The organism is Microbacterium istanbulense, assembly GCF_037204145.1.
Taxonomy (GTDB): Bacteria; Actinomycetota; Actinomycetes; order Actinomycetales; family Microbacteriaceae; genus Microbacterium; species Microbacterium istanbulense.
Window position 1 is genome coordinate 293,244 of record NZ_JBBDGN010000002.1, and the last position, 25,239, is coordinate 318,482.

At 70.0% G+C, this 25,239-nt stretch carries 24 protein-coding genes and 1 riboswitch; of the genes, 10 read left to right on the plus strand and 14 right to left on the minus strand.

The genetic code is table 11. The features are described from left to right. The first annotated feature begins 163 nt into the window (after positions 1-163). Positions 164-925, plus strand: coding sequence for an SDR family NAD(P)-dependent oxidoreductase (locus tag WDU93_RS04340; RefSeq protein ID WP_337317919.1), 762 nt, complete (start codon positions 164-166; stop codon positions 923-925). Positions 926-968: 43 nt separating this feature from the next. Further along, on the plus strand, positions 969-1,766 hold the full coding sequence (locus tag WDU93_RS04345) for an SDR family NAD(P)-dependent oxidoreductase (RefSeq protein WP_337317920.1): 798 nt from the start codon (positions 969-971) through the stop codon (positions 1,764-1,766). Between the two features lie 24 nt (positions 1,767-1,790). Here the strand turns inward: WDU93_RS04345 and WDU93_RS04350 are convergent, their stop codons facing one another. Continuing rightward, positions 1,791-2,441: an HAD-IA family hydrolase gene (locus WDU93_RS04350; protein WP_337317921.1), complete on the minus strand. Its 651-nt coding sequence runs from the start codon at positions 2,439-2,441 to the stop codon at positions 1,791-1,793. Positions 2,442-2,562: 121 nt separating this feature from the next. On the opposite strand from WDU93_RS04350, the gene WDU93_RS04355 reads away from it, so the two are divergent. Then, the gene (locus WDU93_RS04355) at positions 2,563-3,468 is read left to right on the plus strand and encodes an aminoglycoside phosphotransferase family protein (RefSeq protein ID WP_337317923.1); all 906 of its coding nucleotides are present in this window, start codon (positions 2,563-2,565) and stop codon (positions 3,466-3,468) included. A gap of 36 nt (positions 3,469-3,504) precedes the next feature. Here the strand turns inward: WDU93_RS04355 and WDU93_RS04360 are convergent, their stop codons facing one another. From WDU93_RS04360 to WDU93_RS04375, 4 genes are all read right to left on the minus strand, one after another. Continuing rightward, entirely contained in the window at positions 3,505-4,020 is a 516-nt protein-coding gene (locus WDU93_RS04360; RefSeq protein ID WP_337317924.1) for a GNAT family N-acetyltransferase, read from the minus strand. Between the two features lie 21 nt (positions 4,021-4,041). Continuing rightward, positions 4,042-4,998, minus strand: a complete 957-nt coding sequence (locus WDU93_RS04365; RefSeq protein WP_337317926.1) for an AraC-like ligand-binding domain-containing protein — start codon at positions 4,996-4,998, stop codon at positions 4,042-4,044. A 113-nt stretch (positions 4,999-5,111) separates the two neighbouring features. Further along, positions 5,112-7,109, minus strand: coding sequence for a primary-amine oxidase (locus tag WDU93_RS04370; protein WP_337317928.1), 1,998 nt, complete (start codon positions 7,107-7,109; stop codon positions 5,112-5,114). Positions 7,110-7,186: 77 nt separating this feature from the next. After that, positions 7,187-7,780 carry a TetR/AcrR family transcriptional regulator gene (locus tag WDU93_RS04375; RefSeq protein ID WP_337317930.1) on the minus strand — a complete coding sequence of 198 codons (594 nt, stop codon included), beginning with the start codon at positions 7,778-7,780 and terminating at the stop codon, positions 7,187-7,189. 72 nt (positions 7,781-7,852) lie between these two features. Here WDU93_RS04375 and WDU93_RS04380 point away from each other — a divergent pair, with 72 nt between their 5' ends. The 5 genes from WDU93_RS04380 (at position 7,853) to WDU93_RS04400 (ending at position 13,060) form a co-directional block, all read left to right on the plus strand. Next, complete coding sequence (locus tag WDU93_RS04380; protein ID WP_337317932.1) at positions 7,853-8,368, plus strand: hypothetical protein; 516 nt, start codon at positions 7,853-7,855, stop codon at positions 8,366-8,368. A gap of 89 nt (positions 8,369-8,457) precedes the next feature. After that, the gene (locus WDU93_RS04385; protein ID WP_337317934.1) at positions 8,458-9,564 is read left to right on the plus strand and encodes a hypothetical protein; all 1,107 of its coding nucleotides are present in this window, start codon (positions 8,458-8,460) and stop codon (positions 9,562-9,564) included. 108 nt (positions 9,565-9,672) lie between these two features. Then, positions 9,673-11,121: a glyceraldehyde-3-phosphate dehydrogenase gene (locus WDU93_RS04390; protein WP_337317936.1), complete on the plus strand. Its 1,449-nt coding sequence runs from the start codon at positions 9,673-9,675 to the stop codon at positions 11,119-11,121. 34 nt (positions 11,122-11,155) lie between these two features. Next, entirely contained in the window at positions 11,156-12,259 is a 1,104-nt protein-coding gene (locus WDU93_RS04395; protein ID WP_337317940.1) for a winged helix DNA-binding domain-containing protein, read from the plus strand. Between the two features lie 12 nt (positions 12,260-12,271). Beyond that, a complete protein-coding gene (locus tag WDU93_RS04400) occupies positions 12,272-13,060 on the plus strand; it encodes a thioesterase family protein (RefSeq protein WP_337317943.1) in 789 nt (262 codons plus the stop codon). Positions 13,061-13,358: 298 nt separating this feature from the next. Here the strand turns inward: WDU93_RS04400 and WDU93_RS04405 are convergent, their stop codons facing one another. After that, positions 13,359-14,801 carry a helix-turn-helix domain-containing protein gene (locus WDU93_RS04405; RefSeq protein ID WP_337317946.1) on the minus strand — a complete coding sequence of 481 codons (1,443 nt, stop codon included), beginning with the start codon at positions 14,799-14,801 and terminating at the stop codon, positions 13,359-13,361. 110 nt (positions 14,802-14,911) lie between these two features. Here WDU93_RS04405 and WDU93_RS04410 point away from each other — a divergent pair, with 110 nt between their 5' ends. Further along, entirely contained in the window at positions 14,912-16,783 is a 1,872-nt protein-coding gene (locus tag WDU93_RS04410) for a phosphoenolpyruvate carboxykinase (GTP) (RefSeq protein WP_337317949.1), read from the plus strand. Between the two features lie 298 nt (positions 16,784-17,081). On the opposite strand, the gene WDU93_RS04415 is transcribed toward WDU93_RS04410, so the two are convergent. After that, the gene (locus WDU93_RS04415) at positions 17,082-18,965 is read right to left on the minus strand and encodes an ABC transporter ATP-binding protein (RefSeq protein ID WP_337317951.1); all 1,884 of its coding nucleotides are present in this window, start codon (positions 18,963-18,965) and stop codon (positions 17,082-17,084) included. A gap of 99 nt (positions 18,966-19,064) precedes the next feature. On the opposite strand from WDU93_RS04415, the gene WDU93_RS04420 reads away from it, so the two are divergent. Continuing rightward, complete coding sequence (locus WDU93_RS04420) at positions 19,065-20,096, plus strand: S66 family peptidase (protein WP_337317953.1); 1,032 nt, start codon at positions 19,065-19,067, stop codon at positions 20,094-20,096. A gap of 169 nt (positions 20,097-20,265) precedes the next feature. Here the strand turns inward: WDU93_RS04420 and WDU93_RS04425 are convergent, their stop codons facing one another. The 7 genes from WDU93_RS04425 to WDU93_RS04455 form a co-directional block, all read right to left on the minus strand. Beyond that, the gene (locus WDU93_RS04425) at positions 20,266-20,622 is read right to left on the minus strand and encodes a Fe-S protein (RefSeq protein WP_337317955.1); all 357 of its coding nucleotides are present in this window, start codon (positions 20,620-20,622) and stop codon (positions 20,266-20,268) included. A gap of 47 nt (positions 20,623-20,669) precedes the next feature. After that, complete coding sequence (gene ribH / locus WDU93_RS04430) at positions 20,670-21,152, minus strand: 6,7-dimethyl-8-ribityllumazine synthase (protein ID WP_337317957.1); 483 nt, start codon at positions 21,150-21,152, stop codon at positions 20,670-20,672. Continuing rightward, on the minus strand, positions 21,149-22,417 hold the full coding sequence (gene ribA / locus WDU93_RS04435) for a GTP cyclohydrolase II (RefSeq protein ID WP_337317959.1): 1,269 nt from the start codon (positions 22,415-22,417) through the stop codon (positions 21,149-21,151). Before ribA ends, ribH begins: the two co-directional genes overlap by 4 nt. Then, positions 22,414-23,043: a riboflavin synthase gene (locus tag WDU93_RS04440; RefSeq protein WP_337317961.1), complete on the minus strand. Its 630-nt coding sequence runs from the start codon at positions 23,041-23,043 to the stop codon at positions 22,414-22,416. The genes ribA and WDU93_RS04440 overlap by 4 nt, the downstream gene beginning before the upstream one ends. Beyond that, positions 23,043-24,068 (minus strand): bifunctional diaminohydroxyphosphoribosylaminopyrimidine deaminase/5-amino-6-(5-phosphoribosylamino)uracil reductase RibD, encoded by a 1,026-nt coding sequence (ribD, locus tag WDU93_RS04445; protein ID WP_337317963.1) that lies wholly within the window; start codon positions 24,066-24,068, stop codon positions 23,043-23,045. Before ribD ends, WDU93_RS04440 begins: the two co-directional genes overlap by 1 nt. A gap of 52 nt (positions 24,069-24,120) precedes the next feature. Beyond that, positions 24,121-24,259, minus strand: a riboswitch (FMN riboswitch). A gap of 38 nt (positions 24,260-24,297) precedes the next feature. Continuing rightward, positions 24,298-24,774 carry a MarR family winged helix-turn-helix transcriptional regulator gene (locus WDU93_RS04450; protein WP_337317966.1) on the minus strand — a complete coding sequence of 159 codons (477 nt, stop codon included), beginning with the start codon at positions 24,772-24,774 and terminating at the stop codon, positions 24,298-24,300. Next, on the minus strand, positions 24,771-25,190 hold the full coding sequence (locus WDU93_RS04455) for an SRPBCC family protein (RefSeq protein ID WP_337317968.1): 420 nt from the start codon (positions 25,188-25,190) through the stop codon (positions 24,771-24,773). Before WDU93_RS04455 ends, WDU93_RS04450 begins: the two co-directional genes overlap by 4 nt. Between the last annotated feature and the right edge of the window lie 49 nt (positions 25,191-25,239).

The window sequence follows — 25,239 nt, forward strand, 5'->3', positions numbered from 1 at the left end:
TGCGCGGTGCGCGCCGGCCCCGGGAAGGCCGTGCTGTGAGTCTGCTCCTCGGCCGGTCACGGCACTTGACCGTGAGCGAAGGGCGGTGGTGCCAGCGCGCACACCCTTCCCACGCCGGCCGTCGCAGCCGTCAAGGTGGTGCCAGGAGACACCGGGAGGAACCATGGAGCTCGCGCTCGCCGGTCGCACGGCGCTCGTCACGGGCGCAGGCAGCGGCATCGGCCGTGCCGTCGCCGTCGCGCTCGCCGCGGAGGGGATGCGTGTTGCGCTGCTCGATCGCGACCGCGGTGGGCTCGAGGAGACCGCCCGGATGCTGCGCAGCGCCGCCGCGCCCTGCCTGATCGTGACCGCCGACGTGACCGTGGAAGGCGAGGTGTCCGCTGCCGTGGACACCGTCGTCGCCTGGTCCGCAGACGTGCACACGGTCGTCTGCTGCGCGGGCATCTCCGGACCGGTGGGCGAGGGCATCGAGCAGACCTCGCGCGCCGATTGGGATGCGGTGTTCGCGGTGAACGTGACCGGTGCGTTCCTGGCGCTGCGGGCGGCGCTGCCCGCACTGCGCGCCGCCGATGCGGCATCCGTCGTGCTTCTCGCCAGCGACTCGGCGGCGGTGGCATCCCCCGGCATGGCGGCGTACTGCGCGTCGAAGGCGGCGCTGGTGCAGTTCGGCAGGGCGCTGTCGGTCGATCTCGCGCCCGACGGCATCCGCGTTGTCGCGGTGTCGCCGTCGGTGGTGGATACACCGATGAGCCGCAGCGACCTCGCCGCAGACGATGGTTTCGACACGGCGGGCTTCCCCGTGCAGGGCGCCGAGGAGGTGGCGGCGCACGTCGCCTACCTGGCGTCGCCGCGTGCGCGTGCGGTGAACGGCTCGGCCCTGGTCAGCGACTTCGGGTACAGCGCCCGGTCGGGATTTCCCGCCTGAGGCGGCGGGGGAGAGGACGACACAGATGACACGAGGCAGAGGTATGGCCCAATCGGGACGGGTGGTCGTCGTCACCGGAGGCGGCACGGGGATCGGCGCGGCCATCGCCCGCCGATACGCGGATGAAGGCGCGCACGTCGTCGTGGTGGGCCGACGACCCGAACCGCTCGCACGCGTGCAGCAGTCGGCCGGGGCGCACCCGATCGTCGCCGATGCCGCCGACGGCGCGGCAGCCGCGGCCGTCGTCGCCGAGGTGCTGGCCCGCTTCGGGCGCATCGACGTGCTGGTGGCCAACGCGGGAGGGCACGGATTCGCTCCGGTCGGCGAGACCGACGACGCCGCCTGGGAGGCCGCGCTGCGCGCCAACCTGACGACCGCCTTCGTGATGGCCCGCGAGGCGCTCGCCGCCCTGACCGAGGCGAAGGGTCAGATCGTGGTGGTGTCGTCGCTGGCCGGCCTGTTCGCCGGACCTTCCGTGGCCGGATACACGGTCGGCAAGCACGCGCTGATCGGCCTCACCCGGTCGCTCGCGCGCGACTACGGGCGCGCGGGAGTGCGGGTGAACGCAGTGTGTCCTGGATGGGTGCAGACGCCGATGGCGGATGAGGAGATGGATGAGTTCGCCGCACATGCCGGTCTCGCCTCGCGGGACGCGGCGTACGCGGCCGTCACCGCGGATGTGCCGCTGCGACGGCCGGCGCAGCCGGCGGAGATCGCCGCCGTCGTGCGCTTCCTGGGGTCGTCGGAGTCGTCGTACATCACCGGGGCCGTGATCGTCGCCGACGGCGGATCCCACATCGTCGATGTGCCGACCATCGCGTTCGACCGCGCGGGGATGTGACCCGCACGCTTCACGCGTGTGCGTTCAGTCGAGCGTGATGTTCAGCCCGTCGTCTGACGCGCTCACCCGCACGTGCGTGAGGTCAGGCACCGCGAAGGTCGGGTGAGGCGCGGCGGCGTGCGGGCCGACACCGACCACGCGCATGCCGGCGGCGAGGCCCGCCTGGATGCCGGCCTCGGAATCCTCGAAGACGACGCAGTCGATCGGCTCGAGGCCGAGGGCCGCGGCCCCGGCGAGGAAGCCCTCCGGGTGGGGCTTCGAGGCCGACACGCTCTCCGCGGTGATCCGCACGTCGGGCAGCGGCAGCCCTGCGGCATCCATCCGCGCCGTCATCAGCGCGACGTCGGCCGAGGTCACGATCGCGTGCGGGTGTCCGCTCAGGGCGGTGAGCAGCTCCGCCGCCCCGGGGATCGCGACGACGCCGTCGACGTCGCCGGCCTCACGGGCCAGCATCTGCGCGTTCTCGACGAGGTTGATCGCATGGTCGCGCTCGGGAAGCAGGATCGCCATGCTTTGGTGGCCCTGGCGCCCGTGCACGACGCTGAACACCCGTTCCGGCTCCAGACCGTGCGGTCGTGCCCAGTCGAGCCAGAGTCGCTCGACCACGGCCGTCGAATCGACCAGGGTGCCGTCCATATCGAGCAGGACGGCTCGGGCGCGCAGAGTCACGATCATGTCGCCACCCTATCGGCGGCGGCCATCGTGTCCGTTCTCACGACGTCGGGGTGGTATCTCCCGCCTTCTGTGCCACGCGAGGGAAAGAAGTGATCGCCGGGCCGCCGACTAAGCTGGCGCGATGCCTGCCACTTCTGAAGAGATCACGTCTTCTTCTGAAGAGATCACGTCTTCGCTGGTCGGCTCCCTGGTGTCAGATCAGTTCCCACAGTGGTCGGAGCTGCCGATCCGCCCGGTGGAAATGCAGGGCTGGGACAACCGCACCTTCCGGCTGGGCGACCGCATGGCTGTCCGGCTCCCGAGCGCTGACGGCTATGTCGCCGGGCTCGTCCGAGAGCAGCAGACCCTCGCGACCCTCGGCTCCCGGTATCGAGTCACGATCCCCCGGGTCGTCGCGACCGGAGCCCCGTCGGCGGCCTTCAACCGGCCGTGGTCTGTTCGTGAGTGGATCGAGGGGCACACCCTGCTCGCCGTCGGCGCGCGCGAGCGAGAGAGCGCCATCACGAGTGTGGGTGACGCTCTGAGCCAGTTGCAGGGCTGCGACACGGCCGGAGGCCCATGGGCAGGAAGCGCCTCCGCATACCGCGGCTGTCACCTCAGCGTGGTTGGCGAGGAAGTACAGAGCGGGCTCGCGCTCCTGGGCAGACGCCAGGCTGAGGGATGTCGGGCGCTGTGGGACCAGGCCGTGGCTACCGCGTGGACCGAACCGCCGGTGTGGGTGCACGGCGATGTGGCGCCGGGCAACATGCTGTTCGATGGCAGCGGCCGCCTGGCGGCGCTGATCGACTTCGGCCAGACGTGCGTCGGCGACCCCGCCTGCGACCTCGCCTTCGCATGGTTGAGCTGCAGTTCTCGCGAACGTGCTCAACTGCGCGAGCGGCTGGGACTGCCCGAGGATGCCTGGCTACGAGGAGCCGCGTGGGCGCTGTGGAAGGCGCTCATCAGCTCTCCCGAAGCGATGCTCACCAAGTACGGGCGCGCACGCGATGCCGTGCTGAGCGACGCGGCCGACCTGGCGACGGAGTAGGAAAGAGCGGCAAGGCACTCCGGCAGCTGAGCAGTTTCAGAGTTCTGTGGAGCCGGGCGAGGTCGTGGTAATCCAATAGCGGCGCTTGAGCGTCTGGTGTCGGCCGGGACGAACGTCTTCCAGGACTCCGCCGAGCTTCTCGATCACGCCAGCGGATGCGACGTTCGCGTCGTCACACGTCACGAGCACGCGTTCGACACCCCGCTCGGCAAGGTCCGCGACAGCGAGACGAAGAATCTCCGTCGCATACCCGCGGCGGCGGAACTCGCGCCCAACCGCATATCCGACGTGTCCGCCTTCGTTTAGCAAGAACTCGTTCAGCACGTGGCGAATTGACACCCGCCCTACCACCTCGCCGTCCACGTCGGCGATGAGCCAGCTGCTACGGACTCGTCCTGGGTCGATGTCGATGCCTTCATGCTCGCGACGGACGATTGCGCAGATCTGCTCCCAGGTTCCGTCCGTCTGAAGGAACTCGAAGTTGTCCGCGGCCAGCTGCCCATGCAGGCGACGGCACGCCGCCTCGTCGGCGGGTTCAGGAAAGCGAAGCATCAGCACCATTTGGAGAAACTGTCATCTCCCGGCGCGGTAATCGCTCGGCGAGACCCCGTAGGCGGCTTTGAAGGCGCGACTGAAATGTGCGGCATCGACGAAGCCCCAGCGTGCGGCGATGGCGGCCACGGGGCGGTCGGCCAGCATCGGGTCGAGCAGGTCGCGGCGACACTGCTCGAGGCGCCGGGTACGGATCCACGTCGACACCGTGGTGCCCTGCTCCTGGAACAGTCCGTGCAGGTGCCGGGTGGAGATGTAGTGCGCGGCGGCGATGGTCGCCGGCGACAGCTCGGTCGACGCGAGATGGCGGTCGATGTGGGCGCGGATGCGCTGCATGAGGGCTCGATGCGGGTCGGCTGAGATCTCATCGAGGCCCAGCTCGCGCGTGAAGACGGTCGTCACAAGATCGAGGGCGCTGTGTGCGAGCCGGGCACCCGTGAGGCCGGCGAGTTGATCGAGATTCGTCGCGAGCTGCGACAGGTACGGGACCACGACACTGCCCAGGCCGTCCTGCCCCGAGATCCGCACCGCGGTGAGCTGCCCGACGAGGTCGGGCGGCAGGCTGAGCAGGTGCTTGGGGAACATCACCACCATGGTGCGGAAGTCCTCGTCGAAGACCAGCGAGTACGGGCGGTCGGTGTCGTACACGGCGAGGTCGCCGGGGGCGATCACGGCCTCGCGTCCGTCTTGTACGAGCAGCCCGGTGCCGGCCAGCATCAGGCTCAGCTTGAAGTACGGGCGATCGCCTCGGGCGATCAGCTCCGGTGTGCGTTCGACCACGTGCGGTGTGGCGCGCAGGTCGGTCACATGCACCTCGTCGACGGCGGCGCCGCGAATCACGCTGCGGAACCGATCGGCCCCGCTACTGGAGACCTGCAGCGGCACGAACGAGTCAGAGACCGCCGCACGGAACGTGGCGATGTCGCGCGCGACGAGCGTCGAGACGGACTCGGCGGGTGCGGTGGGTACTCCGGTCACGGCAGATCACCTCGGGATGGTGGAACAACGCTGTTTTCACTCGGTGTCGGCACTGTAGCACCGGTGCCGCGGCGGGGCAGGAGCGCTCTGCTCCCGCCGCGACACCGGAGATCTCAGTGGCCGCAGGTGCAGGCTTCGCCGCCTCCGCAGCATCCCGCGCCGGCCGATGACGCGGCGCCACCGTGTGCCTGTGACGACTCGGGCACGTCCATCGCCGGGTTCTGATCGAGGAAGCCGTACGGCTTGAACCAGAAGCCGGCGTAGTCGACCGGCATGATCGGCCAGTCTTCCGGGCGGGGGAAGTGCGTCAGACCGAAGGTGTGCCACAGGACGAGGTCTTCACCGTCGATCGACCGGTTTCCCGCGGTGTACTCCGGCAGGCCGGAGCCGCCCTGATGCGCGTTGGGGTATCGGCCACCGGGCCAGATCTCGCCCTTCTCGTAGCGGGTCGCCCACAGGTGCTTCGTCGCGAAGGTGGCGCGTGCGGCGACAGAGGAGGCCGGATCGGCCATCAGCAGGGCGGTCGGCTCGGGGATGAGGTGGTACGAGGTCGGTCGTCCGACCGCGTTGGTGCGTGATGTGCTCTGCACCTCCCACGTGCGGGCGACCGCGGAATCGGCCTCGCGCTGTGCCTCGACCTCGGTGCGCAGCGGCGTCTCCGACCACGTGAAGGCGTTGCCGAAGGGGTTGTCCGGCCCCATCGGGATGCGCTGCGCGTCGATCTCGACCAGGCGGTTCTGCTCGCCGTCGATCGCGACGTCGAGGCGGGCGCAGAACAGATGCTGGTGCACGGGGGCGAACACGCCGGGCGCGAGCTCGGTCGCGTGCTTCTGCGGCACACCGGGTTCCCCGGCGCCGACGAAGACGATGCCCGTCGCCTTGGCCTCCACTTCGATCGATCCGTCGAGGTAGAAGTGCCAGTAGAAGCCGTAGTCGTAGTTGCCGATGGTGGAGAAGTACGAGACCACGAACCGTCGTGAGCGGCGCACGTCGGCGCGGCCTTCGAGGTTGGTGTGCTTCCACAGGATGCCGTAGTCCTCTTCATGCATGCAGATGACGTTCGGGATGCGGACAGGGTGCCCGTGGTCGTCGGCGACGTAGCCGTCGAGATAGCGGATCACACCCAGGCAGTCACAGCCCAGTTCGAGGTGGTTGGCGTTCTTGCCGAGCAGGTACTCGCCGGCGTCGAAGTAGCTGATCCAGAAGCGTCCGGGCGCGGTGTCGCCGTAGGGGACGACCATCTCGGGCACGCTGGCCCTGCTGAGCACGCTGCGCCCGTCGAAGGTGACGTCGTGCAGCACCAGCCCCTCACGCGCGTTGAAGCTCACCCGCATCGCCCAGTTCTCCCACTCGACGAGAGAGCCGGACACCTGGAAGCTCGGACCGTCGGGCTGGGTGATCTCGATCGGCTTGAGGGTGGTGCGGGCCTCGCCCTGCACCTCCGGGTAGTAGTTGCCGTGGCCGGCGGGAACGGGGACATCGCCGATGTCCTCGACGCGGATCACGGCGTCGGCGGTGAGGTCGATGTGCACGATGAGTCCTTCGACCGGGTGCGCCCACGGCGAGTCGTGCTCGTCGTAGCGCAGGAACGTCAACGAGCGGATGACCCGGCGCCCGACCTCGTCATCGCGGCCGGTGTAGCCCGGTGCGAGGGGGGCGCAGAAGGCCAGCTCGATGTGCTCCTCCAGGCCGCGCCGCGTCATCGCGGCACGCCACTCGGGCGAGGCCTTGGCGATCCGTTCGGCGCGCTCGTACTCCTCGAAGAGGTACTGCGGCTGGCCGTAAGGAGGTGCGTCGGTGGGCAGTTTCTCGGCACTGAGCACCTCGCCGCGGGTGAGCGAGACGATCACGTCGGTGGCGTGGCCGGTGGCGGTGTCGAGCAGTGTCACATCGACGCGGCGGTCGATGGGCGAGCCGGGCCGCCACGACGCCATCTCTTCGCGCGTGGGCTCGTCAGGCAGCAGCATCGGCACGCGCACGCTCTCGCCGAGCAGTCCGGCGGCGTCGAGGATCGCTCTGGCGGTGGCGATCTCGGGGCCGGTGAGGGGATCGTGCGGGTGCGGGACGCCGATCGCGTCGTCGGTGGCGGGTGCGTGGTGGTGGGACATCATCGACCTCACTATTTCGAGCAAGCGCTCAATAAACGGGTTGCGTTGATGTTACGCCGGAACGGCGGGTGGGGCAAGGGTCAGGATGTGGGTGTGCGCCAGGGGGAGAGGATGCTCTCGAGCACGCGCACATGCTGCGCGGCGCTCTCGGGCGCGGTCACGTGAGCGATCTGTTGCCCGTAGGTGATCGAGCGCAGCAGCGCGAGCAGATCCTCTTGGGGTGTGTCCGCGCGCAGCTCGCCCGAGTCCACGGCCTCGGACAGTCCCTCGCGCAGCACGTCCTGCCACAGCGAGAGCGTCGGCGCACCGGCATCCGGTGTCTGGGCGTGGGCGGCCAGCCGCCCCCAGAAGCCGACCACGACGGCCGCTTCGGTGCGCGTCTCGTCGGTGAGCGGGAGCACCTCGCCCATGGCGGCGCGGACCTTGTCGAGGCCGGCGCGTCCCTCCACGGCCGACCGGATGCGGGCGTCGGTGCGCCGGGTGACCTCGGCTGCGGCCGCGCGGACGACATCGTCGAAGCCGGCGAAGTAGTGCCACAGGGCGCCGGTCGCCATACCGGCCTCGGCGGCCACGGCCCGCGATGTCACACTCTCGTGTCCCTCGCGCGCGGCGACGGCGAGCAGGGCGCCGGCGATCGCTCGACGGCGTTCATCATGATCGACGACGCGGGGCATGCTCCCATCCTCGCCCATAGGAGATCGAGATCGCCTCTTTGATTTTGAGCGCACGCTCAATATCATCGGCAGATGGACTCTGCTTCGGCATCCGCGATGGCGCTGATGGTCGCGGCGTCGGCCGCGGCCGCCGTGTGCGCCGTGGTCTCGCGCGCCGTACCGTGGCAGGGCAGGCAGGCGGCGGTGAGCATGGCGGTGGGGATGCTGCTGCTCGCCCTGCCCGGGGTCACGGTGCCGGTGATCGCCGTCGCCGCATTGTGGGTGCTCTCCGCCATGATCGGCACCGTCGGCCTGCGCGGACGACCCGAGGCGGCGGGCTGCTGCCACCGCGCAATCGGTGCCCTCGCGATGACTCTGTGTCTGCTGACCGGTGCGGCACAGGGTGCGGGGGCCGCGCACACCGGGCACGGCGTGACAGTGGGACTCCCGCTGCTGAGCGGCGCGGCCGTGCTCGCGGTGACCGCGTGGTCGGTCTGGGCGGCACGAGCGTCTGAGGCGATTGGTGCGTCGGTGGTGCTGCTGAGAGTCGAGGTCTGGACGATGACGGCGGGGCTTCTGCTGATGTGGGGCTGGCATGTTCTCGTGTGACCACACGGCAGGCGCCCTCGCGACCTAGAGTGTCGTCAGGAGGCGGCCGAGACGACGGCTGGTACGAGATGCACAGATTCAGAAGGCGCGTGCTCATCGCCCTGGCCGAACTCGCACGCCCTGCCCGGTCGCGCGAGGCACTGGAGACCGTCGCGCTGATGCTCGGCGCTCTCGCTTTCGTCGTCGGTTTCCCGGTGTCGCTGCTGCTGTTCTGGGGGCATCAACTGGCGATCACCGGCCCGTGGTCGATCGGATGGTACGCCGCGATCGGCGGTGCGATCGTGGCCGGCGTCGCGTTCATCCTCGGAAGGGTCGCGGTGCGCCCGCGTGATGCCGCCGAGGGCGACCCGCGTGACGGATTCCTCGCGTCGTCCGAGCGCCTGCGCTGGTACGACCTCATCGCCATCGCGCTCGCCTACGCGGCGATCGCCCTGCTCGGCTGGCTCGGCATCGCTCAGCTGCTCGAGCTGAGCTTCATCGACGCCCCGGTGTTCGCTCTTCCCGGCGCCGCGCTCGTCGGCGTCGCTTTCGCCCTCACCGGCTACGTGGCGTTCCTCGGTGGTGCCTCGCTGACACCGATGTCGCTCTCGCTGACCCTCGCGATCTTCCTCGTCATGGGCGCCTTCACCGCGATGCTCAATGCGGGCGACCCGCACTGGTGGCGCGACAACCTCTCGGCGCTCGGCATGTCGAGCAACGTCTCTGCGCCGGCGTTCAACATCACCCTGCTGATCTCGGGGATCATGGTCACGACGATCGGGCGCTACGCGACCGACGGTCTGCCGGTCGACCAGCCGCACCTGCGGCGCAACCGGCGACTGGTGCGCACGGCGCTCGTGCTGATCGGCATCCTGCTCGCCTGCGTCGCGCTGTTCCCCGTCGACCGCTTCTTCCTCGTGCACAACTCGGTCGCCACCGGCATGGCCGTCGTGTACGCCGCGCTCATCTTCGCGCTGCCGAAGCTGCTGCCGACGCTGCCGAAGACGTTCTACGCCCTCGGCTACATCTACGTCGCGGTCGTCGCATTGCTGGCGGTTTTCTTCGTCACCGGCTACTACAACCTCACAGCCGTCGAACTCATCGCCGGCATCCTCATCTTCAGCTGGATCATCGTGTTCCTGCGGGTCGCGTCGGCCGCGGGTACGCAGCCGGCGGCGGAGGTGCCGGCCGAGGACGCGAGCCTGAGCACTCCCTGATTCGGCGTCGCCGCGCGCCCCGCGTACGCTGGGAGGCATCCCCCGATGCTCACCCGGCAACCGCGCGCCGGGAGACCCCCGCGCGCACGCACCCATGCAAGGACGCAGATGAACGATTTCGCGGCGCACCGCGACGAATGGACGCAGAACGAAGAGCTCGCCGAGCGGATGATCCCGCTGATCGGCGCACTGAACCGGGAGCATGACGTCGTCACGTCGCTGCACGGTCATCGCCTGCTCGGCCTCTCCACCACCGGCATCCTTGAGGTGCATGAGCGCGTCGCGCAGCTGGGCCACGGCCAGCTCGCCGTCGCCGACATCCTCACGGTGCTCGAAGCCCTGCGCGACCTGGCGCCCGGCGCCTCGTCGCTCGACGTCGCCCGTCTCGTCGAAGAGCATGCGACCGGCGACCGGCCCCTCGACGAATACCTGCGCGAGGTGCTCGCCCCCGCGCTCGGCGCGACGCCGGCCGAGCCGACCGACGTCGTGCTGTACGGCTTCGGTCGCATCGGACGCCTGCTCGCCCGCATCCTCATCGCCCACACCGGCGGCGGCAGCGGTCTGCGCCTGCGCGCGATCGTCGTGCGCCGCGGGTCGGAGAACGACCTCGTCAAGCGTGCCTCCCTGCTGCTACGGGACTCCGTGCACGGCCGTTTCGAGGGCACCGTCGACGTGGACGAGGAGAACTCGCAGATCATCGCCAACGGCACCCGCGTGCAGGTGATCTACTCGAATGACCCGGCCGAGGTCGACTACACCGCCTACGGCATCCACGATGCGATCGTCGTCGACAACACCGGCCGCTGGCGCGACGAGGTGGGCCTGAGCCGCCACCTCGAGGCGAAGGGCGCCGCGCGTGTGCTGCTCACCGCTCCTGGCAAGGGTGCGCTGAAGAACATCGTGCACGGCATCAACGACGCCACGATCGAAGACTCCGACCGCATCCTGTCGGCGGCGTCGTGCACGACCAACGCGATCACGCCGGTGCTCAAGGCGGTCGACGAGGCCTACGGCATCGTGCGCGGACACGTCGAGACGGTGCACTCGTTCACGAACGACCAGAACCTCATCGACAACTTCCACTCCGGTGACCGTCGTGGTCGCTCGGCCGTGCTGAACATGGTCATCACCGAGACGGGCGCCGCGAAGGCTGTCGCCAGGGCGCTGCCCGAACTCGAGGGCAAGCTCACCGGGTCGGCGATCCGCGTGCCCACCCCCGACGTCTCGCTCGCGGTGCTGCACCTCACGCTCGAGAACCCCGCGACGAAGGATCAGCTCAACGACTACCTGCGCCGCGCATCGCTGCACTCGAAGCTGCGTCAGCAGATCGACTATGTCGAGAGCCCCGAGGTCGTCTCGACCGATTTCGTCGGATCGCACCGCGCCGGCATCGTCGACGGACTCGCCACCATCGCGAACGACCGCGATGTCGTGCTCTACGTCTGGTACGACAACGAGTACGGCTACTCGTGCCAGGTCATCCGCGTGCTCGAGGTCATGGCGGGGTCGCACCCGGTCGTCCTCCCGGTGCGCCGCGAGGTGACTCTGCAGGGCTGACACGACTGTCGGTGGGGGCGGGCATGATGGTCGCATGACCACGCCCGCCCTCGTCGATGAACGGCTGCGATCACACCGGTTGTCGGCGCCCGCCGCGACCGTGACGGAGGCGGCGGCGCACATGCTCGCCGTGCAGAGCCAGGATCTGTTGGCCGGTCGGTGGGCGCTCGCCTGCCGCACCCGAGGAACTCCGGGCTTGAGCGAGGTGGATGCCGCCTTCGCCCGTGGCGACCTCGTGCGCGCGTGGACCATGCGCGGCACCCTGCACATCATCCCCGCCCGGGATCTGGGCTGGGTGCTCTCGGTCACCGCCGAGCGGCAGCGGCGACAGGCGGCGGCGCGCCATCGTGAGCTCGGAATCGACGACGACCTGCTCGCCCGCGCCGAACGCGCCCTGCGCCCCGGCCTGCGCGACGGCGGTGTGACGCGCGCGGTCGCCTTCACGGCGTTCGAGGCGGCGGGGATCGACCCGCGCGCCCAGCGCGGCGTGCACGTTCTCTCGGCTCTCACCATCGCCGGTGTCCTGTGCCAGGCGCCGTTGGCCGGCGCGCCAGGCGCTGTGCGGCGCGAGCAGCTGTTCGTGCGCGTGGAAGACCACATCGCCGAGTCGGATGCTCCGGCCGACCCGCTCGGCGAGCTGTTCGTGCGGTACATCGAGGGGCACGGGCCCGCCGGCGCCGCCGATTTCGCCTGGTGGTCGGGTCTCACCCTCGGGGTCGCCCGTGAGGCGGCGTTGCGGGCGACGGGACGGGTCGTCGAGGTGTCGGAGGGGCAGTTCGTCGGCGCCGTACGACCCCGTAGGTCGGATGCCGCCACGCGGATGCGCGCACTCGGCGCCTTCGACGAGTACTACATCGCCTACGGCGACCGCACGGCCGTCTGCCCCCCGGAACACCTCGCCGCCGTCGGCCCCGGCAAGAACGGCATGGTGCGACCGGTCCTGCTCGACCGCGGCAGGGTGGCGGGGGGTGTGGTCTGCCGCAGGAGGGCGCGGCGCGGGGGTCGAGCTCTTCGCGGCCGAGCACGATGCCAACGAGGCGGATGCCGCGGTCGAGCGGTTCCGCTCCTTTCTTGCCCGGTGAGCCGTGCGGCGGCGGGCCACGGTGCACGACGCGCCGGGGCTCGCCGACTCTCTTGACAGAATAATCACGTGTCGAGCTACTTCCTGCGCCAGTCTGAGACCTCCTTCGTCCCCACCGAGCACGTCGGCGGAGCCTGGAAGGAAGACGAGCAGCACGTCTCACCGGTGTTCGGACTGCTCGCCCACCTCGTCGAGACCGACCATGCCCGGCGCCGGCCGGATGCCCCGCTCGTGCTCGCTCGGGCGAGCTACGACATCCTCGGGGTGATCCCGATGGCCGCGTTCGACGTCGACATCCGCGTGCTGCGGCCCGGACGCACGATCGAGCTCGTCGAGGCCACTGTCACTCAGAATGACCGTTCGGCACTCGTGCTGCGGGCATGGATGCTGCAGACCGGCGATACCGGTGCGCTCGCCGGGTCTCCGCTGCCGGTGATGCCCGGACGTGATGTCGTGGATGGGCCGGGGTTCGATGAGGTCTGGCCGGGCGGGGCCGTGCGCTCGGTCGAGATGCGGCGTCAGCGGATCGAGCCGGGGCGCGCACACTGCTGGCTGCGGCCGCGTGTGCCGATCCTCGAGGGTGAGCGGGTCTCCGCGCGGGCACGCCTGCTCGGGGCATCCGACTTCGCCAACGGCATCGCGACCCGCGTGCCGCCGGAGCAGGCGCTGTACCCGAACGTCGACCTCACCGCGAGCCTGTTCCGCGAACCGGTCGGCGAGTGGATCGGTCTCGACACCACCGTCGTCTTCGGCGCCGACGGAACCGGCCTCACCGAGACGATCCTCAACGACGAGCGCGGCCCGGTCGGCACCTCATCGCAGACCCTGACCGTCCGCCCCCGCCCGACCGCCCCCTGAGCCCCTCGGTCCCTGAGCTTGTCGAAGGGTGGTCCCTGAGCCCGTCGAAGGGCCCGCCGCTGGGTCCCTGAGCCTGTCGAAGGGCCCCAAGCCTGCCCCCTCTGGGTCCCTGAGCTCGTCGAAGGGCCCGACTCTGGGTCCCTGAGCCTGTCGAAGGGCCCGCCTCGGGCATCCGAATTTCGGACCCCCCGCCGAATCTCGGGTGTTTGGCCCGGATTCGTCCGAATTTTGAGGGTCTCGCCGAAATTCGGATCCGGATGCCGGCTCCCACAGCGTCCGCATCCGGATCCGTCCGCCGTCACTCCCCGGCGTGCCGATCGAGGAACGAATACACCTCGTTGTCGTCGACGCCGGGGAAGGCGCCGCGGGGGAGCGGCGAGAACATGTGGGTGTGCACGCGGGCGCTCGGCCATGCCTTGCCCTGCCACCGGTCGGTGATCGTTGCCGGTGCACGGCGGCAGCACGACTCGTCGGGGCAGGTCGAGTGCGCGCGGTGCGTGGTCTCGCGTCCGCGCCACCAGCGGGCGTCGTCGAAGGGGACTCCGACCGTGATCGAGAAGCCCCCGGCGCTGGTCGAGCCGGTCTGGGTCGAGCACCAGAACGTGCCCGAGGGTGTGTCGGTGTACTGGTAGTACTCGGTCGTGCGGTTGCGCTGTTCGAATGCGGCGCGGGCCGAGAACCAGCGGCAGGCGGGTTGTCCTTCGACGGCGCCGGTGATGTCCATCGGCAGCGGCAGGTCGTCGTTCTCGTACACGCGGGTGATGGCGCCGTTCTCGTCAACGCGCAGGAAGTGCAGGCGCATGTCGAGGTGCTCGGTCATGAGGTTCGTCATGCGCATGGCTGCGGCCTCGTGGGTCACGCCGAAGGCATCGCGGAAGTCCTCGACGGCGAGGTTGCGGTCCTTCTTCGCCTGCTGCAGGAACGCGACCCCGGCGGTCTCGGGGATCAGCGCGCACGCCGCGAAGTAGTTGATCTCGAGCCGCTGTTGCAGGAAGTCGGCGTAGTCGGTGGGCGGCGTGTGCCCGAGCAGACGGTGGGCCATGGCCTGCAACGCCATCGAGCGCAGGCCGTGCCCGCCGGGGATGGATGCCGGGGGCAGGTAGATCCGGCCGTGTTCGAGATCGGTGACCGAGCGCGTGGAGTGCGGGAGGTCGTCGACGTAGAGCAGCTCGAAGCCGAGCTTCTCCGCCATGAGGCTGACGGTCCGGTGGGTGAGCGCCCCGGTGCCGTGGCCCGCGGCCTTGAGCTGCTTCTCGGCGAGGGCCTCGATGTCAGCGAGGTAGTTGCCCTGCTCACGCATGCGCAGGCGCAGCTCGGTGTTGGCGCGGCGCGCCTCTTCGGGTGTGGCGATCGCCTCGCGTTCACGCCGGTGCAGTTCGTGGTGCAGGCCGAGGATCGACTCGATCGTCTCATCGCTCATGCCCTTCGTCACGCGCACCGGTGTGATGCCGAGCTGCCGGAAGACCGGACTGGTCTGGGCGCGGTCGAGCTCGATCTCGAGCGCGGCGCGGCGGTTCGGCGGCTCGCCCGAGATGAGGTCGGCCACCTCGGTGCCGGTGGCCTCGGCGATCGCCTGCAGCAGCGAGAGCTTCGGTTCTCGCTTGCCGTTCTCGATGAGGCTGAGCTGCGATCCGGCGATCCCCACCTGGGCGCCGAGCTCATCGAGGGTGAGTCCGCGCGAGGTGCGGTGGTGGCGGATGCGATGACCCAGGGTCGTGAGTTCCAGTCCGGTGCTCGGCATTCCTTGAGCATAGCGAAAGAAAGCACCTTCTTTCACGTCGAATCGACCGAAAGTGTGTCTAATCCGCGAAGAAGATGGATGTACAGCATCCCTCTCGATAAGGAGCAGACATGGCACTCGCCGAGACCTTCGCCCCCCGCGTCCCCGCCGTCACCCCGGCGCGCGAATACGGTGCGGCGCCGGCCTACGAGGCTCCGGCCATGGACGACCTGCGCGCCTGGGTCGCCGAGATCGCCGAGCTGACGCAGCCCGCGCACATCCACTGGGTCGACGGCTCCCGCGCCGAGAACGACGCGCTGCTGCGCGAGATGGTCGACGAAGGCAAGCTGATCAAGCTCAACCCCGAGTGGCGCCCCGGCTCGTACCTCGCCCGCTCGCACCCGAGCGACGTCGCCCGCACCGAGGGTCGCACCTTCATTGCTTCCGAGAAGGAAGAGGATGCCGGCCCCACGAACAACTGGGCCGACCCCGCGGAGATGCGCGAGAAGCTGAGCGGCCTGTTCGAAGGGTCCATGCGCGGTCGCACGATGTACGTGGTGCCGTTCTCGATGGGCCCCGTCGGCGGCGCGCTCTCCTACGTCGGCGTCCAGGTCACGGACAGCGCGTACGCGGTGGCATCCATCAGCATCATGACCCGCGTGGGTGACGCCGTCACCCGCCAGATCGCCGAAGGCGCACCGTGGGTCAAGACCGTGCACTCGGTCGGTGCCCCGCTCGCCCCGGGCGAGAAGGATGTCGCCTGGCCGTGCAACGACGACAAGTACATCGTCCAGTACCCCGACACGCTCGAGGTCTGGTCGTACGGTTCCGGATACGGCGGCAACGCGATCCTGGCCAAGAAGGCCTTCGCGCTGCGCATCGCCTCGGTGATCGCCCGCGACGAGGGCTGGCTCGCCGAGCACATGCTGCTCATCCGTGTCACCGACCCGAAGGGTAAGGCGCACCACGTGGCGGCCGCCTTCCCGTCGGCCTGCGGCAAGACGAACCTCGCCATGCTGCGCCCGACCATCCCCGGCTGGAAGGTCGAGACCCTCGGCGACGACATCGTCTGGATCCGCCCCGGCGAGGACGGCCGGATGTACGCCATGAACCCCGAGGCCGGCTTCTTCGGCGTCGCACCCGGCACCGGCGAGGCCACGAACGTCACTGCCGTCGAGACGCTGTGGGGCAACACGATCTTCACGAACGTCGCGCTGCGTCCCGACGGCGACGTCTGGTGGGAGGGTCTGACCGACACCCCGCCGGCGAACCTCACCGACTGGGAGGGCAACCCGTGGACGCCGGATTCGGGACGCCCCGCCGCGCACCCGAACTCGCGCTTCACCGTGGCCGCATCGCAGTGCCCGCAGATCGCCGAGGACTGGGAAGCGCCCGAGGGCGTGCCGCTCGATGTCATCCTCTTCGGTGGCCGTCGTGCGACGAACGTGCCGCTGGTCGTCGAGGCGACCGACTGGACGCACGGCGTCTTCCTCGGCTCGACGATCTCGTCGGAGCGCACCGCTGCAGCCGAGGGCACCCTGGGCGAGCTGCGTCGCGACCCGTTCGCGATGCTCCCGTTCTGCGGATACAACATGGGCGACTACTTCGGACACTGGCTGAAGGTCGGCCGCGGTCTGCGCTTCGACCGCGCACCGCGCATCTTCCAGGTCAACTGGTTCCGCCGCGGCGAAGACGGCCGGTTCCTGTGGCCCGGCTTCGGCGACAACTCGCGCGTGATCGACTGGGTCATCCGTCGCATCTCGGGCGAGGTCGACGCCGTGGACAGCCCGATCGGCCGCCTGCCGCGGATCGAAGACCTCAACCTCGAGGGTCTCGACATCCCGCAGGCCGACCTCGACGAGCTCTTCCAGGTCGACACCGCCGCCTGGTCGGCCGAGGCCGACTCCACCGAGGAGTTCTACGGCATCTTCGGCGACCACCTGCCGGCGGCACTGCGCAGCGAGCTCGAGGCTCTGCGCTACCGCCTCAGCGCCACGCGCTGATTCAGACCCGCGACGGCGGGATGTCGGGACGACACATGGCTGAGTGGTCCCGGCATCCCGCCGTCGCGTTTCCTCTGCCCCTCACGCCCCTGTCTCTCCCGCCCCCTACGCCCCACGCCCCGCGCCCACGCCCCACGTCACCTTCGCCGAGACCCCGGGCTGTCGCCGAGACCCCGCCTTGCGGGCATCCGCAGCCCGGGGTCTCGACGCGAAACCGGGGTCTCGGCGGAGGTAGACGTGCGTGCGAGACGCGGCGGAGAAAGACGGGCGAGGGGGAGAGGGCGAGGGGGAGCGGGGGTCAGGCGAGGAGTTGGTGGCGGGCCAGGTCGCGGTACAGCGGCACCTGCTCCACGAGCTCGCTGTGCGTGCCGATCCCGGCGACCTCACCGTCCTGCAGCACGACGATCACATCGCTGTCGACGACGGTCGACAACCGGTGCGCGATCACCACGAGCGTGCGATCCGCCTGCACCTGCTCGATCGCCTCGCGCATCCGCTGCTCATTCACGCCGTCGAGCGATGACGTCGACTCGTCGAGCAGCAGGATCGGGGCATCCGTCAGCAGCGCCCGCGCGATCGCGAGCCGCTGACGCTCGCCGCCCGACAGCATCACGCCGTCTTCACCCACGGGCGCCTGCAGACCCAGGGGACTGCGTTCGAGCACCTCGCCGAGATTCACGGCGCGCAGAACGCGTTCGCATTCGGCATCCGTGGCATCCGGCGACGCGAGACGCAGGTTGTCGGCCAGTGTGCCGGCCAGTGTCGGTGCGTCCTGCTCCACGTAGCCGAAGTGGGCGCGCAGCTCAGCACGCGGGTACGTACGCAGGTCGTGACCGTGCAGACGGATGCTGCCGCCGGTCGGGTCGTAGAAGCGCTCGATCAGACTCAGGACGGTGCTCTTGCCCGCGCCGCTCGGGCCGACCAGGGCGACGCGCGCCCCGCGCGGCACGGTGAAGGAGACGCCGCGCAGCACGTCGTGCGCGGGGGCGGGTGCGGGTGCCTCCTCGGTGCCGCGATCCAGGTGGGCGTCGACGAGTAGGTTCTGCGCCTCTTTCGCGGCGGCCTGGCGTGCTGCCACGACGTTCTCGGGGTAGCGGAAGCGCACGTCGGCGAACTCCAGGGCGGGAGCTCCGGCGACGGCGGTCGCGACGGCGAGGGCGTCTGCCGTGTCGTGTTGCTCCTCGGTGGGCAGATCGAGCACTTCCTGGATGCGCCCCAGCGCGCCGAGCGCCTGGTTCACCGACGTGATCGCCCCGAACGCCTGCCCGAGCGGCATGATCAGCATGAACAAGAACATGATGAACGTCACCAGCGATGCGATCGTCAGCGCGCCGGATGCCACGCGGAACCCGCCGACGCCGAGCACGACCAGCAGCGACACCTGCATGGCGATGCCGGCGACGGGCACGACGAGCGACGAGATCTTCGCGATGCGCACACCCAGGCCGTAGGCGTCGGAGGCGAGGCCCTGCACGGCTTCCGTCTCGCGCTCGGTCGCTCCCGAGGCGCGCACCGTGCGAATCGACGAAACCGCGCGCTCCACACCGGATGCGAGCTCGCCCACCTTCTCCTGCTGCGCAGCTGAGGCGGTGCGGATGCGGCCGCTGAGCAGCACCACGGTGACGACCGAGACGCCGATCACGACGACGATGAGGGCGAGCAGGACGGGGTCGATCACCAGCATGGCGACGAGGGCGCCGAGGAAGAGGATCGCCCCGCCGACGGCATCCGCCAGGCCCTGCGTGAGCACGGCGTACAGCAGCGTCGTGTCTGTGCCGACCCGCGAGACGAGATCCCCGGTGCGCCTGGCGTCGAATTCGCTGATCGGCAGATGCAGGATGCGACGGATCAACTGTCGCCGGCTGGAGTAGACGACGGCCGTGCCGGTGCGCTGCAGCAGGTAGTGCTGGTAGCCGGAGATGATCGACGAGACGACGACGAAGCCGATCAGCAACCAGACGAGAGTCCCCAGCGGCACGTTGTTCTGCACCCGATCGATGACCTGACCGACCAGCAGCGGCTGCACGAGCGACGTCGCGGCACCGATGATGCTGAGCACCGCGACGACCACGAGGGTGCGCTTGTGCTCGAAGAGGAAGGGGAGGAGCTGACGGAACGTGGCGCGCGGGCCATCCTGCTGCGCGCCGCGTCCGCGTCGGCGCGTCGGCGCCGTGCTGGACATGCGAGACCTCGTTCTGTGGGGTTGCTTCTATTGTCTCGCCGTTCCGGGTCGAGTGCGGCATCGGACGCTGACCGGGGAGGGCGCTGACAGGATGGAGGGATGCTGCGTCCCCCCAAGCTCGCGCCCGGCGACCGCATCGCCGTGCTCTCGCCCGCCTTCGCCGCGCCCGCCGTCTCGGAAGCCCTGCACGAGCAGGCAATGCGCCGACTCGCGGCCGAGACCGGGCTGGTGCCGGTCGAGTATCCGACCACGCGACTGCTCGGTGCGAGCGCCGAGGCCCGCGCGGCCGATGTCAACGCGGCCTTCGCCGATCCCGGCATCCGCGGCATCCTCGCGACGATCGGCGGCGACGACCAGATCACGGTGACCCCGCACCTCGACCCGGCGCTCGCCGTGGCCGACCCGAAGCCCTTCGTCGGCTACAGCGACAACACCAACATCCTCAACTGGCTGTGGCGCCTGGGGATTTCGGCGTTCCACGGCGGTTCGACCCAGGTGCATCTGGGGGCGGGGCCGGAGATCGACCGCATCCATCTGCGTTCGCTGCGCGCCGCGTTGCTCGACGGCGGCGATGTCGAGATCACCGAGCCGGGCATGTCTGAGGACTACGGTCGTCGCTGGGAGGATCCGCGCGCCCTCACCGAGTTCGGCGACCGCGCGGCCACGGGTGACTGGAGCTGGGCCGGGCCCGAGCGCCGGGTCAGCGGGCCGACGTGGGGCGGATGCCTGGAAGTGCTCAGTCAGCTCGCGCTCGCCGACCGGTTGCCGACGAATGCGGAGCTTCACGGCAGCATCCTGCTGATCGAGACGAGCGAACGACTCACCCCGGCCGACGCGGTCGCCGAGCAGCTGCGTGCCTTCGGCGAGCGGGGTCTGCTTGCGGCGGTGTCAGGCGTGCTGGTCGCCCGCCCGCCGGTCAGCACTTTCGATGTGAACCCGAGCCCTGCCGCCGGCGCTGCGCTGCGCGCCGCTCAGCGTGATGCGGTGATGACGCAGGTGACGCGTTACGACCCCGAGGCCGTCGTGTGCGTCGGAGTGCCGTTCGGGCACACCCGGCCGCAATGGATCCTGCCCTACGGCGGCGAGATGACCCTCGACCGTGCGGCGCGCCGGGTCGTCGCGTCGTTCTGAGCGCCGCGCCGGGGCATCCGGGATCGCCGCTGCGGGGCGCAACGGGTGGTTTTCCGCTGTAGCGGCGTGTCGCGGCTGCCGCAGCGTCTGACACGCCGAGCCGGCGCGAGATCACCCGTTCAGCCCCGCAGGCCGGGCGACGTCAGCAGAGCCCGACAGGTCGGTCAGCTCACCAGAGAACGGCGATACCGGCGTTGACGAGGGTGAGGATGCCGATGCCCCAGAACATCGCGGGCGGAACCGCGCCTGTCTTGCGCTGGCGGCCCTGACCGATGCCGAGCAGCGCGCCGATCACCAGTACGATGACGAGCTTCGTGCCCACCTTCGCGTAGTTCAGCTCCACGCCCTCGGCGAGCCCCCACGGGGCGGCGAGGGCGAGGCCGGCGACGGCGGCGATCGTCACGCCGATGTGCATCAGGCTCGTGATGCGCCGCTTTCCGCCGAAGGCCTCGACGGCCCACGCGCCGAACAGCGTCGCGAAGCCGATGAGGTGGATGAACAGCACGATGTGGCGCAGGGTCTCCATGCCCTCACGCTATTGCCCCTGGTGACGGAATACCAGTGAGGCGAACCTCAGCTCCCGGCGCGCAGCTCGCGGGTCACCAGGGCCGTGCGCAGGGCGGCGTCCGCGGCCTCTGCGCCCTTGTCCTCCTTCGAGCCGGGCAGGCCGGCACGATCGAGGCCCTGCTGCTCGTCGTCGAGGGTGAGCACGCCGAAACCGACCGGCTTCCCGGCATCCAGCGACACCCGGGTGAGGCCGTCGGTGGTCGCCGCCGACACGTACTCGAAGTGCGGGGTGCCGCCGCGGATGATCACACCGAGGGCGACCACTGCATCGGCCCCGCCCGCGAACGCCGCCTGCGCGGCCACGGCGAGCTCGAACGAGCCGGGAACGCGCACGAGGCTGTGGGCTGCACCCGCCTCGTCGAGCAGGCGCTGGGCGCTGACGATCATGCCGTTCGTGATCGTCTCGTGCCAGGTGCCGGCGATGATGACGACGCGCAGGCCGCGCCCGTCGATCGGGGTGGACGTGGTGGGTGCTCCGGCGCCGCTCATGCGTGGTCCTTTCCGGTGGCGAGGGCGTCGGCCAGCTCGGCTTCGCCGATGATGTGGCCCATGCGGTCGCGCTTGGTCTCGAGGTACTGGTGGTTGTTGGGGCCGACGCCGACGATCAGCGGCACCTGCTCGATCACGTCGAGGCCCAGCTCGCGCAGCTGCTTGACCTTGTCGGTGTTGTTGGTCAGCAGGCGCACCTTCGACACGCCCAGATCGGAGAGGATGCCGGCTGCCGCCGCGTAGTCGCGGGCGTCGGCGGGAAGGCCGAGGGCGAGGTTGGCGTCGACGGTGTCGAGACCTTCCTCCTGCAAGGCGTAGGCGCGCAGCTTGTTGATCAGCCCGATGCCGCGTCCTTCGTGGCCGCGCATGTAGATGACGACGCCGCCGTCCTGCTCGATCGAGTCGAGGGCCGCCTGCAGTTGCGGGCCGCACTCGCACTTCAGCGAACCGAACGCCTCGCCGGTCAGGCACTCCGAGTGCACGCGCACGAGGGCGGTGTCACCGAGCTCGCCCGAGACGACCGCGATGTGATCGGTGCCGGTCACCCGGTCCTTGTACGCGAGGAAGCGGAACGAGCCGTGGTCGGTGGGCACGGTGGCATCCGCCCGCAGGCTCACCCGACGGCGGCTCTGCGGGGCCGCGGTGGCATCGACGGGCTCGTGCTCGTTCAGGTGCGCGATGAGCTGCTCGATCGTGATCACCGGTACGCCGTCGCGGGCGCCCAGCTCGATCAGGCCGGGCAGGCGCATCATGCTGCCGTCCTCGGCGACGACCTCGGCGATCGCGCCGACCGGCTGCAGACCGGCCAGACGCATGAGCTCGACAGCCGCCTCGGTGTGGCCGCTGCGCTCGCGCACGCCACCGTCGACCGCGCGCAGCGGCAGGATGTGTCCGGGCCGGATGATGCTCGTCGCGGTCGAGGACGGGTCGGCCAGCACGTTGAGCGTGTGGGCGCGGTCGCTCGCGCTGATGCCGGTGGTGACGCCGCTGGCGGCATCCACGCTGACCGTGTACGCGGTGGAGCGGGCGTCTTCGTTGGACTCGACCATCGGGGGCAGGTTCAGCTGATCGGCGAGGTCGGCCGGCATCGGTGCGCAGACGAAACCCGACGACCAGCGGACCATCCACGCCACCGATTCCGGGGTGGCGAGTTCGGCCGACAGGATGACATCGCCCTCGTTCTCGCGGTTCTCATCGTCGGCGACGATGATCGGGCGCCCGGCGCGCAGGGCGTCGAGGGCCTCGGTGATGGTGGACAGGCTCATCGCGAGCCTCCTTCCGGAGCGGTGCGGAACGCGAGCAGGCGCTCGACGTGACGGGCAAGGATGTCGGTCTCGAGGTTGACGCGGTCACCGACGGTGAGGGCGCCGAGGGTCGTGGCCACGAGGGTTTCGGGGATGAGCGAGATCTCGAACCAGGCCTGAGCGGCATCCGGCGCGCTGACCGCGCTGACGGTGAGCGAGGTGCCGGCGACGCTGATCGAGCCCTTGTCGACGACGAGGGGGGCGAGGTCAGCGGGCAGGCTGATGCGGATGACGCGCCACTGGTCGCCCGGACGCACCTCGAGCACGGTGCCGGTGCCGTCGACGTGGCCCTGCACGATGTGTCCGCCCAAGCGAGCGCCGATCGGCATGGCCTTCTCGATGTTCACGGTCGAACCGACCACGACGTCGCCCAGCGCGGAGACGTCGAGGGTCTGCTTCATCACGTCGGCGTCGAAGGTGTCGGCCGTGGAGTCGACCACCGTGAGGCACACGCCGCCGACGGCGATCGACTCGCCGTGCACGGCGTCGGCTGCGGCCTTCGGGGCGCGGACGGTGAGTCGCCAGCCGTCGCCTGCGGGGGTGATGGCGGCGATCTGGCCGATCTCCTCGATGATTCCGGTGAACATCAGGCTCCTTCCGGGGCGGTGGGGTGTGCGATCACAAGCAGGTCGTCGCCGAGCGGCATCCACTCGTCGACCGTGAGGCGGCGGGCATCGGCGATCGTGTCGACGCCGATGTCGGTGAGGGCGAGGCGTGAGCCGCCGAGCAGTACAGGCGCGACGTAGGCGAGCACCGTGTCGGCGAGCCCGGCCGCGATGAACGCGCTGGCGAGGGTCGGGCCGCCTTCGACGAAGACGCGCTGGATGCCGCGCGTGCGGAGCTCCTCCAATACGGATGCCAGATCGTGCGACGCGAAGAACAGCGGCGCCTTCGGGTGGGCGTGCAGCGCCGCATCCGCCGGGGTGGGCCGAGACCCGATCACCACCGGAACCGGCTGCTCGGCGTACAGTGCGTCGCCGTCGCGGGCGGTGAGGGCGGGATCGTCGGCGAGCACGGTGCCGGTGCCGACGACGATCGCGTCGGATGCCGCACGGCGGCGATGCACATCGGCGCGCGCCTCCGGCCCGGTGATCCACTGGCTCGTGCCGTCGGATGCTGCCGCACGGCCGTCGAGGCTCTGCGCCCACTTGACGGTGACGTGCGGGCGGCCGAGGCGCTGCACCTCGAGCCAGTCGGAGATGAGGATGCCTGCCGCGGCGGTCTGCTCTCCGGCGTCGACGTCGACACCGGCTGCGCGCAGGCGGTCGGCGCCGCCGCTGGAATGGTCGCCGGGATCGTCGACGGCGTAGACGACGCGAGAGACGCCGGCGTCGATGAGCGCCTGCGCACAGGGGCCCGTGCGGCCGGTGTGATTGCACGGTTCGAGGGTGACGACGGCGGTTGCCCCGCGGGTCTGTTCGGCGGTGAGCTGCGCGAGCGCGTCCACCTCGGCGTGGGGCGTGCCCGAGCCTCGGTGCCAGCCTTCGGCGAGAACCTCGCCGGTGGGGGAGAGGATGACGGCGCCGACCTGCGGGTTGAGACCGCGCGGCCCGTTGGTCGCCAGTGCGAGCGCCCGCGACATCGCGTCGCGTTCTGCGTCGTTCACGGCCATCCGTCGTCCTTCGTTGAGGCTTCGGGGATCGCGGAACGCGCGCGTGCGCGCCCTGTGCTTCCTCTCATCCGGACTAGCGAGCTGTCGCTCGCATCACCGTCGGTTCCGGATTTCCACCGGATCGGCGCCTGGGATCAGGCGTTCGCGGACTGTCACCGCCGGTTCGGATTCACACCGACCCCGGAGCACGTTGATGCTCTGAAGTCTACCCAACGTGTCTGCGGGGATTTCATTCCCGGTGTGACGCTCCGTTGTTTCGGCTGGGGGTGTCGAGTGTGAGGAGCAGATCGCGGAAACCCTCGTGCTGCGCTCCGAGGGCCGAGAAGTACTGGGCATCGGCGTCTTCGACCGTCTGTATCGCGCTGTTGACGGCGCGGAGCCCCTCGGTGGTCGCGCGGAGGGAGACGGCGCGACGGTCGGTCGGGTGCGAGTGGCGGTCGATGAGGCCACGCGCGGCCAGGGCGCGCACGACCTGCGAGGTCATCATCGGGTCGGTCGCGGCGGCATCGGCGAGCTCACGCTGAGTGACCGGCGCTGGATGCAGCGAGACGATGGTGGCCAGAAGAACGAACTGCACGTGAGTGAGCCCGTGCGGGGCGAGGGCCGCGCGGATCGCCCGCTGCCAGGCGTTGGTCACCCTCCAGAGCAGGAACCCGGGGCTCTGGTCTGGGCCGGCGAAGCGGGAGTGGAGGGCGTCGTCGGTCATCGCGAGACGAGGTGCTGTGACAGGCCGGAGATGTTCTGGGTTGCCGTCAGTGCGAAGGTGCGACCGAGAAGTCGGCGCCAGAGCGGGGCGAGAGCACCGTCGACCGAGATCCGTACCTCGACGTCGGAACCGGCGGTGCTCGGCTCGACGAGGTGGTCGAACGTGAGGGTGGCGCCGGGGAGGCGGGATGTCGTGGTGACGCGCCGATCGGCTTCGAGCCGGGTGATCGTGAAGGTGGTGGACGGGCCGGATGCCGGACGCATGCGACCCTGCGCTCCGATACGGACGTCGCCGTCGAACTCGACCGCCGTGACATCCGGATCCCACTTCGCCCAGGCGCGGGGATCGGCCCACAGCGCAAAGACAGTCGAGGCGGAGTGGGGAAGTTCGGCGCGGTGATGGCTGAGGGTCGTCATAAAAGTAGTATGCGCGCTTACTGTATGAAGATCAAGGCCGACCTGGAGG

Coding starts and splice junctions, on each gene's coding strand:
- WDU93_RS04340 (WP_337317919.1), top strand. CDS start 164: ATGGAGCTCGCGCTCGCCGGTCGCACGGCGCTCGTCACGGGCGCAGGC.
- WDU93_RS04345 (WP_337317920.1), top strand. CDS start 969: ATGGCCCAATCGGGACGGGTGGTCGTCGTCACCGGAGGCGGCACGGGG.
- WDU93_RS04350 (WP_337317921.1), bottom strand. CDS start 2,441: ATGATCGTGACTCTGCGCGCCCGAGCCGTCCTGCTCGATATGGACGGC.
- WDU93_RS04355 (WP_337317923.1), top strand. CDS start 2,563: ATGCCTGCCACTTCTGAAGAGATCACGTCTTCTTCTGAAGAGATCACG.
- WDU93_RS04360 (WP_337317924.1), bottom strand. CDS start 4,020: ATGCTTCGCTTTCCTGAACCCGCCGACGAGGCGGCGTGCCGTCGCCTG.
- WDU93_RS04370 (WP_337317928.1), bottom strand. CDS start 7,109: ATGATGTCCCACCACCACGCACCCGCCACCGACGACGCGATCGGCGTC.
- WDU93_RS04375 (WP_337317930.1), bottom strand. CDS start 7,780: ATGCCCCGCGTCGTCGATCATGATGAACGCCGTCGAGCGATCGCCGGC.
- WDU93_RS04380 (WP_337317932.1), top strand. CDS start 7,853: ATGGACTCTGCTTCGGCATCCGCGATGGCGCTGATGGTCGCGGCGTCG.
- WDU93_RS04390 (WP_337317936.1), top strand. CDS start 9,673: ATGAACGATTTCGCGGCGCACCGCGACGAATGGACGCAGAACGAAGAG.
- WDU93_RS04395 (WP_337317940.1), top strand. CDS start 11,156: ATGACCACGCCCGCCCTCGTCGATGAACGGCTGCGATCACACCGGTTG.
- WDU93_RS04405 (WP_337317946.1), bottom strand. CDS start 14,801: ATGCCGAGCACCGGACTGGAACTCACGACCCTGGGTCATCGCATCCGC.
- WDU93_RS04410 (WP_337317949.1), top strand. CDS start 14,912: ATGGCACTCGCCGAGACCTTCGCCCCCCGCGTCCCCGCCGTCACCCCG.
- WDU93_RS04415 (WP_337317951.1), bottom strand. CDS start 18,965: ATGTCCAGCACGGCGCCGACGCGCCGACGCGGACGCGGCGCGCAGCAG.
- WDU93_RS04420 (WP_337317953.1), top strand. CDS start 19,065: ATGCTGCGTCCCCCCAAGCTCGCGCCCGGCGACCGCATCGCCGTGCTC.
- WDU93_RS04425 (WP_337317955.1), bottom strand. CDS start 20,622: ATGGAGACCCTGCGCCACATCGTGCTGTTCATCCACCTCATCGGCTTC.
- ribH (WP_337317957.1), bottom strand. CDS start 21,152: ATGAGCGGCGCCGGAGCACCCACCACGTCCACCCCGATCGACGGGCGC.
- ribA (WP_337317959.1), bottom strand. CDS start 22,417: ATGAGCCTGTCCACCATCACCGAGGCCCTCGACGCCCTGCGCGCCGGG.
- WDU93_RS04440 (WP_337317961.1), bottom strand. CDS start 23,043: ATGTTCACCGGAATCATCGAGGAGATCGGCCAGATCGCCGCCATCACC.
- ribD (WP_337317963.1), bottom strand. CDS start 24,068: ATGGCCGTGAACGACGCAGAACGCGACGCGATGTCGCGGGCGCTCGCA.
- WDU93_RS04450 (WP_337317966.1), bottom strand. CDS start 24,774: ATGACCGACGACGCCCTCCACTCCCGCTTCGCCGGCCCAGACCAGAGC.
- WDU93_RS04455 (WP_337317968.1), bottom strand. CDS start 25,190: ATGACGACCCTCAGCCATCACCGCGCCGAACTTCCCCACTCCGCCTCG.